Origin of the sequence: Bacillus sp. FSL W8-0102 (assembly GCF_038007225.1) — a bacterium.
In the GTDB taxonomy this organism is placed as follows: domain Bacteria; phylum Bacillota; class Bacilli; order Bacillales; family DSM-4216; genus Bacillus_O; species Bacillus_O smithii.
This window is the reverse complement of sequence record NZ_JBBOWT010000001.1, coordinates 2581959-2596558: the sequence shown is the minus strand read 5'-3', so window position 1 is coordinate 2596558 and position 14600 is coordinate 2581959. Positions and strand designations below refer to the sequence as shown.

Annotated in this window: 14 protein-coding genes; 8 read left to right on the top strand and 6 right to left on the bottom strand. The window is 40.6% G+C overall.

Translation table 11 applies throughout. The features are described from left to right. Nucleotides 1-101: 101 nt before the first annotated feature. Genes N1I87_RS12400 through N1I87_RS12390 form a run of 3 tightly spaced genes read right to left on the bottom strand, consistent with a single transcriptional unit; the run spans nucleotide 102 to nucleotide 3008 of the window. Nucleotides 102-932, bottom strand: a complete 831-nt coding sequence (locus tag N1I87_RS12400) for an ABC transporter ATP-binding protein (protein ID WP_327804404.1) — start codon at nucleotides 930-932, stop codon at nucleotides 102-104. A 25-nt stretch (nucleotides 933-957) separates the two neighbouring features. Next, nucleotides 958-2010 (bottom strand): FecCD family ABC transporter permease, encoded by a 1053-nt coding sequence (locus N1I87_RS12395; protein WP_341102017.1) that lies wholly within the window; start codon nucleotides 2008-2010, stop codon nucleotides 958-960. Beyond that, the gene (locus N1I87_RS12390) at nucleotides 2007-3008 is read right to left on the bottom strand and encodes a FecCD family ABC transporter permease (RefSeq protein ID WP_327804401.1); all 1002 of its coding nucleotides are present in this window, start codon (nucleotides 3006-3008) and stop codon (nucleotides 2007-2009) included. Before N1I87_RS12390 ends, N1I87_RS12395 begins: the two co-directional genes overlap by 4 nt. 193 nt (nucleotides 3009-3201) lie before the next feature. Here N1I87_RS12390 and N1I87_RS12385 point away from each other — a divergent pair, with 193 nt between their 5' ends. The 6 genes from N1I87_RS12385 to N1I87_RS12360 all read left to right on the top strand — a co-directional run bounded on the left by N1I87_RS12385 (nucleotide 3202) and on the right by N1I87_RS12360 (nucleotide 9340). Then, a complete protein-coding gene (locus N1I87_RS12385) occupies nucleotides 3202-4170 on the top strand; it encodes an ABC transporter substrate-binding protein (RefSeq protein ID WP_040341383.1) in 969 nt (322 codons plus the stop codon). Nucleotides 4171-4733: 563 nt separating this feature from the next. Further along, nucleotides 4734-5555 (top strand): ABC transporter ATP-binding protein, encoded by an 822-nt coding sequence (locus N1I87_RS12380; protein ID WP_048622982.1) that lies wholly within the window; start codon nucleotides 4734-4736, stop codon nucleotides 5553-5555. Nucleotides 5556-5576: 21 nt separating this feature from the next. Beyond that, nucleotides 5577-6200, top strand: coding sequence for a nitroreductase family protein (locus N1I87_RS12375; RefSeq protein ID WP_003354244.1), 624 nt, complete (start codon nucleotides 5577-5579; stop codon nucleotides 6198-6200). 70 nt (nucleotides 6201-6270) lie between these two features. Next, nucleotides 6271-7212 (top strand): ABC transporter substrate-binding protein, encoded by a 942-nt coding sequence (locus N1I87_RS12370; RefSeq protein WP_327797608.1) that lies wholly within the window; start codon nucleotides 6271-6273, stop codon nucleotides 7210-7212. 80 nt (nucleotides 7213-7292) lie between these two features. Continuing rightward, nucleotides 7293-8327 carry a FecCD family ABC transporter permease gene (locus tag N1I87_RS12365; protein ID WP_003354246.1) on the top strand — a complete coding sequence of 345 codons (1035 nt, stop codon included), beginning with the start codon at nucleotides 7293-7295 and terminating at the stop codon, nucleotides 8325-8327. Next, the gene (locus N1I87_RS12360; RefSeq protein WP_270583985.1) at nucleotides 8324-9340 is read left to right on the top strand and encodes a FecCD family ABC transporter permease; all 1017 of its coding nucleotides are present in this window, start codon (nucleotides 8324-8326) and stop codon (nucleotides 9338-9340) included. The genes N1I87_RS12365 and N1I87_RS12360 overlap by 4 nt, the downstream gene beginning before the upstream one ends. A 252-nt stretch (nucleotides 9341-9592) precedes the next feature. Here the strand turns inward: N1I87_RS12360 and N1I87_RS12355 are convergent, their stop codons facing one another. Further along, the gene (locus N1I87_RS12355) at nucleotides 9593-9856 is read right to left on the bottom strand and encodes an HAD hydrolase-like protein (protein WP_341102011.1); all 264 of its coding nucleotides are present in this window, start codon (nucleotides 9854-9856) and stop codon (nucleotides 9593-9595) included. A gap of 64 nt (nucleotides 9857-9920) precedes the next feature. On the opposite strand from N1I87_RS12355, the gene N1I87_RS12350 reads away from it, so the two are divergent. Then, complete coding sequence (locus N1I87_RS12350) at nucleotides 9921-11102, top strand: IS701 family transposase (RefSeq protein WP_040037972.1); 1182 nt, start codon at nucleotides 9921-9923, stop codon at nucleotides 11100-11102. A 55-nt stretch (nucleotides 11103-11157) separates the two neighbouring features. Here N1I87_RS12350 and N1I87_RS12345 read toward each other — a convergent pair whose 3' ends face one another. Then, complete coding sequence (locus N1I87_RS12345) at nucleotides 11158-11685, bottom strand: HAD family hydrolase (protein ID WP_341102009.1); 528 nt, start codon at nucleotides 11683-11685, stop codon at nucleotides 11158-11160. 622 nt (nucleotides 11686-12307) lie between these two features. Then, nucleotides 12308-13489, bottom strand: a complete 1182-nt coding sequence (locus tag N1I87_RS12340) for an IS701 family transposase (RefSeq protein ID WP_040037972.1) — start codon at nucleotides 13487-13489, stop codon at nucleotides 12308-12310. Nucleotides 13490-13901: 412 nt separating this feature from the next. On the opposite strand from N1I87_RS12340, the gene N1I87_RS12335 reads away from it, so the two are divergent. Continuing rightward, complete coding sequence (locus N1I87_RS12335; RefSeq protein WP_341103381.1) at nucleotides 13902-14426, top strand: sugar phosphate isomerase/epimerase family protein; 525 nt, start codon at nucleotides 13902-13904, stop codon at nucleotides 14424-14426. Nucleotides 14427-14600: the final 174 nt, after the last annotated feature.

Here is a 14600-nt window from a genome sequence, read left to right as displayed (position 1 = left end):
AGTAGAAAGGATTCATTCGATTCATATGATCATTTTTCATTGCAAATAAGCCGGTCGTTTTATAAAAAACAGCATGTTTGTTTGTTATTTCGTTTTCTTGATTAGTAGTCCGCTGCTCGTAGTGTTGGGCCGGCTTTTTGTACAATCCGGCGTCCTTTTCCGTGGGGAAGACACATCGGTGTGCCGAAAATAGGGTCAACAGCAATTTGGCAATCGATTTGAAAGACATCTTTGACAAGTTCGCATGTTACCACTTCTTCAGGTTTTCCTTGGTCATATACCTTTTTATCATGAATGGCGACCAAATGATGAGCATAGCGACACGCTAAATTTAAATCGTGCAGCACCATTACAATCGTGCGTTTTTTTGTTTCATTTAATTCAAATAGCAAATCTAAAATTTCAATTTGATGAGCCATATCTAAATACGTAGTAGGTTCGTCTAATAAAATCGTGTCAGTGTCTTGGGCCAGCGTCATGGCAATCCACGCTCTTTGCCTCTGGCCTCCTGAAAGGGAATCCACAGGACGGTCTGCCAGCGTCTCCATTCCTGTCAGTTTTAATGCTTCTAGAACTTTATTTTCGTCTTCCTCTGACCATTGTTGAAACCACCTTTGATGGGGGTAGCGTCCTTGTTTAACCAACTGCAATACGGTAATCCCTTCCGGTGCAATAGGGCCTTGAGGGAGAATGGCAAGCTGTTTTGCCACTTCTTTTGTTGGCAGCTTCAAAATCTGCTTTCCATCTAATAGGATCGTCCCGTTAGCCGGTTTAAGCAATCGAGCTAAAGATTGTAACAATGTGGATTTGCCACATCCATTACTGCCAATAAACACCGTAATTTCCCCTTTAGGGATTTGTAAGTCCAACTCTTCAATGATGATGTTGTCTCCATATGATAAAGTCAATGATTTTGTTTCAATGGCTTCCATGTGTCATTCTCTCCTTTCTAAGCAATTACTGAATCCTTTGTTTCAATAAAAGATAGACAAAATAGGGGGCTCCAATAGACGCCGTAAAAACACCCGCCGGAACTTCAATGGGTAAAAATAGGGTTCTTCCAACCAGGTCAGCCAGTAATACTAAAAGAGCTCCCATGATAGCAGATGAAGGAAGCAAAGACCCAAAGGAAGATCCGACTAATCTCCGACTGATATGAGGGGCCAGCAATCCTACAAAACCAATCGTTCCCCCAAAAGCTACTGCGCTGCCGATTAAACCTGTGCAAATCAATAAAAACAGGAAACGATATGTATGGACACGATTTCCAGCACTTTTGGCAATTGGTTCGCCTAATTCTTGAATGTTTATGTCCCGAATGATGAGGAAACTGATCAACATTAATACAGTCGTAATCGGCAATAGTATGTTTACATCTTGCCAGTCAGATCCATAGACAGTTCCCGTAATCCAAATATTGGCTTGACTCGCACGGTAAATAGGACTGGTAATCATAAAGAGGGTCGTAGTGGCCTTCATGAAAGCAGATAAACCGATTCCAATTAACACTAAACGAATAGGGGAAAGATTCCTGCCATGGTTGGCTAAGATATATAAAAGCAGTGCAACGGCGGTGGCTCCCACGAATGCGCTCAAAGGCAACCATTGAATGCTGACGGTCAAATTATTATCTTTGTCACTAAAGAATGTCAAAAAGAGCACAACCGCAGTAGCGGCTCCTCCTGTAATCCCCATAATGTCAGGAGAAGCTAGGGGATTGCGCGTCATTCCTTGTAGAATGGCACCGGCTACAGCCAAACTGCTTCCCACTAAAATAGCAATGAGAATCCGAGGAAGTCGAAAATGGGTCACCACCAATTGTTCAAATGCATTTCCTTTTCCGACTAATACCTCGATCACATGAAATGGGTTGATAAACGTTTCTCCCAAGCTTGCGCTGATTGTAAAACAAGCGAGCAAAAGGATAAAAAGAAACAGAATAAGAAATAAAGACTTTTTACTGATTAAAAAAGAAAAGTACTTGGTTCGCAAAGACAGATGATTTTTCATAACGCTTCTCCTTTCTTGCGCGCTATGTAAATGAAAAAGGGAACCCCTATGAAAGCCGTCAACACGCCTACGGGTACTTCTTCGGGCATTAAAATATATCTGGCGCCAATATCCGCGATAATCAAAAAAATTCCACCTAAAACAGAACAATAAGGGAGAACCCAACGATGGTCATTTCCCACCAGCCAACGGGCAACATGCGGAATCATGACACCCACGAAACTGATCGGACCGGCAACCGCAACGGCCCCTCCGGCCAAGAGGACTACCATTAAAGACATAAGGAGTTTGACCATCCCTGTTCGTTGGCCCAATCCCTTCGCCAATTTCTCACCCATGACTAAAATATTGATTTGCTTTCCTAATAAAAAGGAACAAGCAAGAGCAAAAATCATATAGGGAAGTACTGCAAAAAGAATCTCAAGCTTTCGTCCTTGAACAGATCCTGCTAGCCAAAATAAAACTTGATCTAAAGAAGATTCGTTGATAACAAGCAGCCCTTGGGTCAATGAGCCGAACATAGCCGCAATCGCAGCACCCGCCAATGTCATTTTCATCGGTGTAAGACCATCTTTACCAAGTGATCCAAGGCAGTAGACAATAAAAGAGGCAATGGCAGCTCCTAGAAAAGCGATCCATGTAAAGGAATGGAGCGAACTAATAGAAAAAAAGGTAACAGCGACTACTATAAAGAGGCCGGCACCTGCATTTACTCCCATAATGTCAGGAGAGGCAAGAGGATTTTTGGTAAGAGCTTGCATAAGAGCTCCCGCTACAGCTAAACAACCACCTACCGACGCGCCAATCAAAGCCCTTGGCAAACGGACATTTTTTATCACAAGTTGAGTATTTGAGCCGTTAAAATGTTGAAAAGTATCTATCACTGCTTGTACGTTTGTATCGGTGTATCCTAAGACGATGCTCAAACCAATACAAATCGCTAAAAGAATGAATCCCCCGATTAATCCAACCAATCGTGTCGTAAAGCTGCTTAACATAAGGTCTTTCTCCTTGTCTATTTAATCGATTTCAACATACTTGTTCATTAATAGTCTAGAAAATTAATAATAAACTGTCAATGACTATGATAATCATTTTCAATTAATCATTGACAACCGGCTCTATCACTCATAATATGGTATTTGAGAATGAAAATTACTATCAATTATCTCGGGAGGGAATAATATGCAAATGGTTTCTACCAAACTAACTACTTTTTTACTTATTCTTGTTGCTGTCTTTGCTCTGGGAGCTTGTAGTAGCAGCGGAGATACATCTTCGAAGAAAACCACCGCTTCTCCGAGCACCAGCTATACGGTCAAACATGCCATGGGTACTACAAAGATTAAAGGGACACCGAAACGTGTTGTAATTTTAACCAATGAAGGGACAGAAGCTTTGCTTGCGATGGGGGTGAAACCGGTTGGAGCTGTTCAATCATGGGAAGGGAATCCTTGGTATGATCATATTAAAGATCAGATGAAAGGCGTCAAAGTAGTAGGTACAGAAGACCAACCAAATTTAGAAGAAATCGCTTCATTGAAACCGGATTTGATTATTGGGAATAAAATGCGCCAAGAAAAAATTTATAAACAATTAAGCGCTATTGCGCCTACTGTTTTTTCTGATGTACTACGCGGAGATTGGAAAGAAAATTTCAAACTTTATGCGAAAGCTTTACATAAAGAAAAAGAAGGCAATGAAGTCATTGCCAAATTTGATAATCGTGTAAAGGAATTGAAGCAAAAGCTAGGGGACAAAACAAAGATGAAAGTTTCTGTCGTTCGATTTGTTCCAGGAGATGTTCGGATTTATCATAAAGACACCTTTTCTGGAGTGATTTTAGACCAACTAGGATTTGCTCGCCCTGCCTCACAAGATAAAAACGACTTTGCAGAACAACACGTAACAAAAGAGCGTGCGTCTGCTATGGATGGCGACATTCTTTTCTATTTCACTTATGATACCGGTGACAATAAAGGAAATGAATTAGAAAAGGATTGGATTTCTGATCCGATTTTCAAAAATTTATCCGTTTCGAAGAATCATAAAGTTTATAAAGTGGACGATGCTATTTGGAATACGGCAGGCGGTGTCATCGCTGCTAATTTAATGTTGGATGATATTGAAAAATATTTTCTTAATGATCAGCAATCTTAAGAAGAATGTTGTTGTGAATGTTTTTTTGTTGTTGAAACTTGGATTCATACACGTTTTTCATAAAAAGATTGATGTCATCATATCGTATTATGGCTGAATTTTCACTCGATTGATTTTACTCAAACGTTTTTGTAAAAGCCCAGGCTGACTCAATATGTTATGGAGTCAGCCTGCATGTAGGCTGCGAGTTCCTTTTTAGTCAAAAGCTTTCTTACTCTTTATACAATATGTGTGGAATTTCTTTTTAACGCTGATTTGAAGAATATAAAATCAGATATTTCGATATCCTTATATCTTGTTTCGGCTTTGCATTTTATCTTTTTCTGAAAAGGGATTTTCTCCGCTTTCACTTTATTGATTTTTTTCGTAGGATCACACAAATGCCGTAAGGGACTAAGCTGTGTTTCTTAAGAAATAATCTTGACACTAGCGATTCCACGTTTATAATTGAAAATGATTATCATTATAATAATTGCGGTTTTCATGACATAAAAGCGATTTCGCGGATAAAACCAAACAATACAGGCGGAGATCGGGTCATTTTAAAAGAAAGGAGGATCGCAATGCCTTACTTAGCTACTGAAAATCTTGATATTTCATATGGGGAAAGGAAAATTGTTCAGGATCTGAATTTGAAAATCCCTAAAGGGAAAATGACCATTATTATAGGTCCTAATGGCTGTGGAAAATCCACTACGTTAAAAACGTTGGCGCGCATCATGCAACCAAAGAAAGGTACTGTATATTTGGACGGCAAAGCCATTCATAAACAATCGACGAAGGAGATTGCCAAGAAGATGGCTATTTTGCCGCAGGCACCGGATGCGCCATCAGGGCTGACGGTTTTTGAACTGGTCACATATGGCCGTTTTCCTCATCAAAGCGGTTTTGGAAGAATAACAGCGGAAGACAAAAAAATCATTCATTGGGCGTTAACTGTCACAGGAACATTACCATTTAAAGATCGTCCGGTCGATGCTTTATCTGGCGGGCAAAGACAGCGTGTCTGGATTGCCATGGCACTTGCCCAACAAACGGACTCCATCTTACTAGATGAACCTACCACGTATTTGGATTTAGCGCATCAACTGGAAGTACTCGAGCTTCTTAAGGAATTAAATAAAAAAGAAGATCGAACAGTTGTCATGGTTTTGCACGATTTGAATCATGCAGCCAGATTTGCCGATTATATGGTTGCTATGTGCGATGGGCGAATCGTATGTGAAGGGGAACCAGAGAAAGTGATGACGACTGAAATATTAAAGAAGGTCTTTCAGATTGACGCAGAAATTGTGCAAGATCCGAGAACCAAAAGGCCTGTGTGTCTGACTTACGATTTGCTGAAAGATGAGCAACTTGACATTGGAAAAGCGGCGGGGATCTGATATAAGGAGAAGGTGGAGCTTATGGAGATGCTAAAACCGGAATCTGCCATCGAATCGGTCATTGTGTCAAGAAGAACGATTCGAGTAACAAAAGAAATTCCCATTCCTATGCAAGAAGTGGAACACTTGTTGGAAATGGCTGCTTATGCACCCTTTCACAGCAAAGTAGAACCTTGGTCTGTCACCATCGTATCTACTGAGGATGAGAAAAAGTATTTTTTGAATTGTGTGATGAAAAGTTACGAAAGAACCGGAGTGTTGGCTGCTTATTCTGAAGAGCGTGTGAAAAAGATAAGAGAGGCGTATGAGCAGTATTTTTCATCAACTCCTATTACGTTAATTGTAGCAACGGATCTCTTTGGAGATGAACAAAAAGACTTTGAATCCATAGGAGCTACTTGTGCGTTTATTCAAAACCTTCAATTATTATGTTGGGAGAAAAATATAGGGGTTGTGTGGCGGACTAATCCTTATATTCATGATCCGATATTTGCAAAAGAGTTAGGGATCCCTTCTTCTAAAAAAATCATAGGTTCTGTTCATTTAGGATACATAGATGAAGAGAAAATACCGAAAGCAAAACCGAGAAGAGCGTTACAGGAGTGGGTTCATTCTCTTTCACTTTCCGTCGATACAAAACTCTAGCAAATGTTCAAAAAGCCCATTTATATAACAGCATCAATTAGTCATTTTAAGAAATGTAGGAGGAAACACCATGAAGAACAAAATGTCTTTAGCGCTTATCGTCGCATTATTTTTAACACTTACTATATTTTCTGGGTGCTCTAATAAAAAAGAAGAAGCCAAAGAGGATAATAAAACTAGAGTGGTCAGCACACTGAAAGGCGATGTGAAAATTCCGGCGAATCCGAAACGCATTGCGGATATTTCCGGTGCCAGCGAAGACTTGCTCATCCTAGGTCATACGCCGGTGGCGACCGCCAACAGTGATGCCTATAACATAAAAGAGTTCCCAAGCTATCTGAAAGATAAAATGAAGAATGCGAAAATTGTAGGTTACAACATGAACGATACGATGGATGTAGAAGCGATATTGGATACGAATCCTGATTTGATTATCATGAGCGAAAGACAAGAAAAAATTTATGATCAATTGAAAAAGATTGCACCCGTTGTTGTAATGAAGGATTATGGAAATGACTGGAGAGCAAGAATGATGGATGTTGCCAAGTTATTTGGTCAAGAAAAAGATGCCAAAAAATGGCTGAGCGCTTATGACCAAAAGGCGAAAGAAGATGGAAAAGAAATTACAGCTAAAAATGGGGATCAAACGTATTTATCCGTATTAGCGAGCGGCGGCCAATTTTTTGTATTAGCTGATGCCGGTGTGGGTTCCATTCTTTATGATGACATGAAGTTGAAAAAACCAGCTAATCTGCCAAAACAAAAAGGAATTACATTGCCTGTAGTGACGATTGAAGGATTATCCAAAATTGATGCCGACCACATTATTATGATTGCCACCGATGCAGATAAGAAAAATTTAGAAAGCAATCCTGTGTGGAAATCGATGAGAGCTGTGAAAGAAGGGAATGTAACATTCCTTAATAGCTCCCCTTACTTTACTCAATGTTATCAACCAATCGGAAAAGAACTTCTGCTAGATGACATTAAAGAAAAAGTAACAAAGAAATAGGATAGTAAGCAGGGTTGACGAAAGGAATAGTCCTACCTTTTGTCAGCCCGTATTGCTTTTTCAGGAGGAGCAAATACACAATGGATGAAATATCACAAGTATATCATCAAAAATTGACGTCTCGGCGAGTCATCATGACGATTTCTCTCTTGATAGTTGGGTTGATACTGTTGGTTTTTGGTATTGGACTTTCCATCTCTCTAGGAGCGAAAGACATCAGTTTTTCGACCGTCATGAACAGTATCTTTACGGGAAAACATGCTTTAGACTCTCAAATTGTGAGAGATGTGAGATTGCCTAGAGCAGTCGCAGCGGCTCTGGTTGGAGCATTCCTGGCCGTATCAGGCGCCGTTATGCAAGGAATGACAAGGAATCCGATTGCAGAACCCTCCGTTTTAGGCATCACTCAAGGCGCCACTCTCACGATATCCATTGCTTTTGCAATGCAAGCGAAAATAGGTGGCGCAGGCCTTATGTTTATTGCGTTTATAGGTGCAAGTTTGAGTGGATTACTAGTATATTTTCTCAGCTCCAGGTCGAAAAATGGTGTGGATCCCGCCAAGCTGGCTTTAGCCGGAACAGCGCTCGGGACTTTGTTTATATCAGTAGCGGTGGCCATTGCCATGTACCACAATTTATCACAGCAATTGAGTTTTTGGATTGTAGGTGGATTGACAACGGCAAAATGGGAAGGGGTTCAGTTGCTCTTTTTCGCAGGGATTTGGGGAGTCATTGCGGCCATCATCCTTTCACCGAGCATTACCATCTTAAGCTTAGGGGAAGAAGTGGCGATTGGTCTAGGGAAAAAGACAAATACTGTAAGAATAATGGGAATCATCATCGTTATTTTGTTAAGTGGTAGTTCCGTAGCAGTGGCGGGAAATATTGCTTTTGTAGGGCTTATAGTGCCTCAGATAGTAAGAAGTTTGGTTGGGCCGGATTATCGATTGATTATTCCTTGTTCATTTGTGTTGGGGGCTACTTTGCTAGTGTTTAGCGATATCATCGCAAGAATGATCAATCAGCCTTACGAAACTCCCGTGGGTTCTATAACAGCCTTATTAGGAGTGCCGTTTTTTCTGTATCTTGTAAGAAAGGGTGCTAGAGTGTCATGATCACATTTGGTAAACGGAAAAGAGTGATTTGGATTACAACGGTTTTTATAATTCTTATTCTATTCACGATTCTGATCAGTTTACAATTAGGCTCTTTTTCGATCAAACCATTGGAAGTCGTTCAAACCTTTCTTGGACAAGGTACTAGAAAACAAGAAATCGTTCTCTTTAGTATGAGACTCCCCAGAATTGTGATGGCAATACTGGTAGGTACCGCTTTAGCCGTATCTGGCGCCATTCTTCAAAGCATCACTAAAAACGATTTAGCGGATCCCGGCATCATGGGAATTAGTTCGGGAGCGGCGTTAGCTGTCGTGATGTACATATATTTTATGAACGGGAATGTTTACGACGGGGTAAGTAATTTAACTATATGGACGATGCCTGTTGTAGCTTTCTTTGGATCGATATTGGGGGCCGTGCTCATCTACTTGTTTGCCTGGAAAAAAGGGATCAATCCTACAAGATTGATTTTAATCGGGATCGGAATAAACTCTGCTTTTCAAGCTCTCATGATTATCTTTCAACTTCGATTTACCACACAGGAATTTAATAGAGTAATGGTTTGGATTTCAGGCAGCATATGGGGGACTAGTTGGATATATGTCATCACCATATTACCATGGATCATAGTCTTTCTGTTTTTCACAATTTATAAGGCAAGATTTTTAGATGTTTTCCTTTTAGGCGATCACTTGTCCATCGGATTAGGCGTTCAAGTGGAAAAAGCACGACGGATACTGATTCTTTTTGCGGTTGCATTGGCTGGAGTCGCTACTTCTGTCGCGGGAACGATCTCTTTTTTAGGCCTGATTTCTCCGCATATTGCCAGGAAATTAGTAGGTCCGAAACATAAGTTGTTATTGCCCGTGTCAGCCTTAGTGGGGACGCTCCTTTTGTTAATATCCGATACGATCGCAAGAAATATTGTAGCACCCGCAGAGATACCGGTTGGAATCGTTGTGTCGATCATTGGAGTTCCATACTTTCTTTATTTAATGGTAAAAGAATAATGTTTAATGATCATGTAAGAGCTCCTTTTTTGCACTTGCTGTATATACATATATTTCTTAGAAAAGATTGTACTAAAAGAACATAAAATTTTTTCGAACTTTCTAATAAGGAGAAAGAAGCGTTTTTTGGAAAAAGAAAACCATATTCTTTCGATAAGAATATGGTTTTCTTTTTTAGTCCTGCTAAATTTAGAACATCATCTCATCCAATTGTCCCGTAAAAGAGCTTTAGACATTGTTACTTTGTTGAGTTTAGTTTGGGATCTGGATCGTTTGTAAAACTTCTTCCAGTTCTAAAATAGACGGGCATATATACACTTTTGAATGATAAGAAGGGTCTGGCAAAGTGGAAGAAGGATGGATCCATACAGCTTTAAGACCAGCTTTCACCGAACCTTCTATATCATTTAACCAAGAATCTCCAACGTAGATAGCCTCTTCACGATTCTTATTTAATTTACTATAGATGAGCAAATTCGCTAACATAAATTTACAACCAAACAAAAAAAGAGACATGAACCCGATTCCTTGATTAGAATAGATGTGTCACCAAAACTATTCACAAGGAGGTTCATGTCTCATGAATAGATTAGCACATCATCAAGGAATCCACAAGTTTTTCACGATGTTGGGGTTGGCACTTTATTTTTCAAAACCTGTCATGAAGCATCTCGTTCATATCGTGGATGCGCTGACCACCAAAGGATTTGCGGGAACATTGACCGATCTTCATCATTGGAGCTTTCATCCGAACCACCGCACGACACTCAGCCATTTTTTCACGAAAAGCCCTTGGGATGAAGAGACGCTGCTTCGCAAACTTCAACAGTGGATGCTTCGTCGTGTCGAACGCATCGCCAAACAGGAGAATCAACCCCTTTTTGTTTCGATCGATGATACGATTTGCCAAAAAACCAAGCCTTCGTCACAGGCAACGCACGCCATTCAAGGGTGTGATTGGCACTATTCTCACACAGAGAAAAAGTCGATCTGGGGACATTCTCTCGTTTGGCTCATGGTTCATACGATGACCCAGGCTTTTCCCTTTGCGTTCCGCCTCTACGACAAGGCGGCTGGGAAAAGCAAGGGGGAACTCGCGATCGAGATGCTTTCTTCTTTGGATGTACACCGTCCTGTTTATGTGCTGATGGACTCTTGGTATCCATCGCAAACGCTCGTGGAAGCTTGTCTGAAAAAGGGATTCCACGTAATCGCAATGCTCAAGGCCAATCGGCTTCTTTATCCAAAAGGCATTGCGGTTCAGGTGAGGGAGTTTGCCCGCTACATCGAACCGAAAGACACTCACCTCGTCACGGTGGGAGAAGAGCGTTATCGGGTTTATCGCTACGAAGGCTCTCTCAAAGGTCTCGATGATGCCGTGGTGCTGCTCGCTTGGAAAGCCGATCAGCCGATGACATCGGAACATCTTCACTGCGTCTTGAGCACCGACCGGGATCTAAGCGATGAAGAGATCTTGCGCTACTATGCCCAGCGTTGGTCGATCGAATGTTTTTTCCGTCAAGCGAAAGACCAGCTGAAACTCGATGGATACCGCGTTCGCGGACGTCGGGCGGTGAAACGCTACTGGATCTTGGTGCAGCTTGCTTACGTGTACAGCATGTTCGAGTCGAACAGCGATTTTTCTGATGGGCTCGATCTTCTGCGCAAGAGAAAAGGACATAGCCTCGTGGAGTTCATTTACCGTGCAGCGAAACAAAATATTCCCATTGATACCGTGAAAAAACAGCTCCACGTGGCATAAGGGGTACCCTGTTTGTCTCTTTTACATGGTAATTATTGTAATTAAAATTGCTCAACTACAGTAATTTATCTAAAACATAATAAAATGCTTTAGGATCGGGTTTTTCATAACCGATCTCCTCTGAAATAAAAATATGGGTAGGTTTAATGATTTGATCCAGTCCCATTCTCTTTATTTTTTCTTTTTGCTCTGATTTTTTCCCGTTTGTTAAAATCGCAAGTTCATAATGGCTTTTTATGGACGTCAACAGATGATGTAGCGTAAAGTCCGGGGCAATCCTATCTAATAAATTCTGAAAAAACTCTTGAAAATACTGCTGAGATTCTTCGACCGTAATATCCATTTGAAAATCGTTTAACGTTTTTATTAATCTTTGTTGACGCAATTCATCTAAAGATATGACATTTTGGGAATGGAGGTTCCATAATTCTTTATCATATCTTTTAAATAAAGAGAGAAATTTATGATAATCTAGGTTTTTCGTTAAATGAGAAGAGTGGAAAACATCCTTATTTGCTTCTTCCCAATACGATTGAAAGGGCAATAATGTATTATCTAAATCCATTAAGACTAGTTTAATCAATAGGATCCTACCTTTCTTTTGGAGATCAATTTCATTTTCTTCTAAGGAAAAGGCCAAGCTGCCAAACCACAGAAAAGTAGTTTTATTTTAATTCTTGAATGATAAAAAATCTGTAGTGGAAAAAAATGAAAATTAGAATACATCTATATATTAGTATTAAAAAGTGCATTTTCGCAATGAAAATTGATAAAAATCAAAAAATTTTAACTAATATAACATGTGAGATCCATAATTCACTCTTCTGTCTAAGGAAGCTACCTTTGGCGGGTCTAAGCTGCAAGAACCTATAAGAGATCCGCATCACTTTACTGTGGAGTAAAGACTTTTCCAAACCCTCATAATGAATGTCCCTTAACAAGGAGCCTTTGGGATTCAGGAATAAGATGGGATTATCTTCTTTAGAAGATTTGTGAGATTTTTCAAATGGATCATCCTAGGCCGAGAAGAAAAATAGCTGAAAAAACATTCCGTTCAAAATACTATACGAAAAGACATATATTTAAGCAAATGAATATAAAAACTATTCAAATAATAAAATAGAATGATATTTTTACTATTTTACTGTAGTTGAGCAATTTTAATTACAATAATTACCATGTAAAAGAGACAAACAGGGTACCCCTTATGCCACGTGGAGCTGTTTTTTCACGGTATCAATGGGAATATTTTGTTTCGCTGCACGGTAAATGAACTCCACGAGGCTATGTCCTTTTCTCTTGCGCAGAAGATCGAGCCCATCAGAAAAATCGCTGTTCGACTCGAACATGCTGTACACGTAAGCAAGCTGCACCAAGATCCAGTAGCGTTTCACCGCCCGACGTCCGCGAACGCGGTATCCATCGAGTTTCAGCTGGTCTTTCGCTTGACGGAAAAAACATTCGATCGACCAACGCTGGGCATAGTAGCGCAAGATCTCTTCATCGCTTAGATCCCGGTCGGTGCTCAAGACGCAGTGAAGATGTTCCGATGTCATCGGCTGATCGGCTTTCCAAGCGAGCAGCACCACGGCATCATCGAGACCTTTGAGAGAGCCTTCGTAGCGATAAACCCGATAACGCTCTTCTCCCACCGTGACGAGGTGAGTGTCTTTCGGTTCGATGTAGCGGGCAAACTCCCTCACCTGAACCGCAATGCCTTTTGGATAAAGAAGCCGATTGGCCTTGAGCATTGCGATTACGTGGAATCCCTTTTTCAGACAAGCTTCCACGAGCGTTTGCGATGGATACCAAGAGTCCATCAGCACATAAACAGGACGGTGTACATCCAAAGAAGAAAGCATCTCGATCGCGAGTTCCCCCTTGCTTTTCCCAGCCGCCTTGTCGTAGAGGCGGAACGCAAAGGGAAAAGCCTGGGTCATCGTATGAACCATGAGCCAAACGAGAGAATGTCCCCAGATCGACTTTTTCTCTGTGTGAGAATAGTGCCAATCACACCCTTGAATGGCGTGCGTTGCCTGTGACGAAGGCTTGGTTTTTTGGCAAATCGTATCATCGATCGAAACAAAAAGGGGTTGATTCTCCTGTTTGGCGATGCGTTCGACACGACGAAGCATCCACTGTTGAAGTTTGCGAAGCAGCGTCTCTTCATCCCAAGGGCTTTTCGTGAAAAAATGGCTGAGTGTCGTGCGGTGGTTCGGATGAAAGCTCCAATGATGAAGATCGGTCAATGTTCCCGCAAATCCTTTGGTGGTCAGCGCATCCACGATATGAACGAGATGCTTCATGACAGGTTTTGAAAAATAAAGTGCCAACCCCAACATCGTGAAAAACTTGTGGATTCCTTGATGATGTGCTAATCTATTCATGAGACATGAACCTCCTTGTGAATAGTTTTGGTGACACATCTATTCTAATCAAGGAATCGGGTTCATGTCTCTTTTTTTGTTTGGTTGTAAATTTATGTTAGCGAATTTGCTCATCTATAGTATTTTATTGACAATTTGTTGGTATAATATACTAGAACACCTATCATCATAAAAATTGCTACAAGGATGTTTACCAGTATTCTTTTCATTACTTTTAACTTTCATCTTTTTGTGGAAACATACATTGTCTCTTTAGAAGCAAATGAAAAGAGCTTATGCGTCAATCACCACTTCATTTTCATAGAGTCTATTCATAGGGATGACGTTATTTCACATGGATAGATTAAAGTATTCCTTGCCTAAGTATATTTTTTTTCATTTCAGCTGTTTTTCTCAAAGTCTTTAACAGGTACTGCTAGCTTCTGAATGGGAATGTCCAACCGTTATCTGGGTTGCCGGCTGGGTTGTCCATGGCACTTCTCAACAAGATGCGTGGAATTATAGTTTGCAAGGTTTAATGGATGTAGCCAATTTCGCCAAAAAACATGGGGTGACGATGGTAGTAGAACCTACTCCTGCGGACAGCAATTTAATTGAAACAGCCGATGATGCCTTGCTTTTAAGGGAACAAACAGGCTTATCCAATGTGAAAGTAATGTTTGACACTTTCCATGCTTTATACAGAAATGAAGTGCCAAGCGATTATGCTTATCGAATGGGAGAATACCTTCACCACGTCCACATTTCTGATCATGACCGACTTCCGCCCGGACAAGGAAGAGGCGATTTTCCATCTTTATTAAAAGCGTTAAAAGATATTCATTATGACGGTTATTTGTCAATGGAAGTAGGATTTCATACGAGACAATCAGAACCTGATTGGTATGCAAGAACGTCAATCGAATATTTAAAAGCGAAATTAGCAGAATTGGATTAATGGAAAAAAGAGAGTTCAACTGTTTTCGAGAAGAACTTGCCGGGTCCGAAAGGTTGTGTCCACTATAGGGCACAACCTTTTTTAGCATTGAAAAGAAAAATTCCTGTTATTTGGGTGTTGATTCGGCAGGAAGAAACAGCTTTTGATGATGTATAAAATTTTGTGTCAAGCATT

Bases quoted from the DNA above. Each gene is read 5' to 3' on its own strand.
- N1I87_RS12400 (WP_327804404.1), bottom strand. From the start codon at position 932: ATGGAAGCCATTGAAACAAAATCATTGACTTTATCATATGGAGACAAC.
- N1I87_RS12395 (WP_341102017.1), bottom strand. From the start codon at position 2,010: ATGAAAAATCATCTGTCTTTGCGAACCAAGTACTTTTCTTTTTTAATC.
- N1I87_RS12390 (WP_327804401.1), bottom strand. From the start codon at position 3,008: ATGTTAAGCAGCTTTACGACACGATTGGTTGGATTAATCGGGGGATTC.
- N1I87_RS12385 (WP_040341383.1), top strand. From the start codon at position 3,202: ATGGTTTCTACCAAACTAACTACTTTTTTACTTATTCTTGTTGCTGTC.
- N1I87_RS12380 (WP_048622982.1), top strand. From the start codon at position 4,734: ATGCCTTACTTAGCTACTGAAAATCTTGATATTTCATATGGGGAAAGG.
- N1I87_RS12375 (WP_003354244.1), top strand. From the start codon at position 5,577: ATGGAGATGCTAAAACCGGAATCTGCCATCGAATCGGTCATTGTGTCA.
- N1I87_RS12370 (WP_327797608.1), top strand. From the start codon at position 6,271: ATGAAGAACAAAATGTCTTTAGCGCTTATCGTCGCATTATTTTTAACA.
- N1I87_RS12365 (WP_003354246.1), top strand. From the start codon at position 7,293: ATGGATGAAATATCACAAGTATATCATCAAAAATTGACGTCTCGGCGA.
- N1I87_RS12360 (WP_270583985.1), top strand. From the start codon at position 8,324: ATGATCACATTTGGTAAACGGAAAAGAGTGATTTGGATTACAACGGTT.
- N1I87_RS12355 (WP_341102011.1), bottom strand. From the start codon at position 9,856: ATGTCTCTTTTTTTGTTTGGTTGTAAATTTATGTTAGCGAATTTGCTC.
- N1I87_RS12350 (WP_040037972.1), top strand. From the start codon at position 9,921: ATGAATAGATTAGCACATCATCAAGGAATCCACAAGTTTTTCACGATG.
- N1I87_RS12340 (WP_040037972.1), bottom strand. From the start codon at position 13,489: ATGAATAGATTAGCACATCATCAAGGAATCCACAAGTTTTTCACGATG.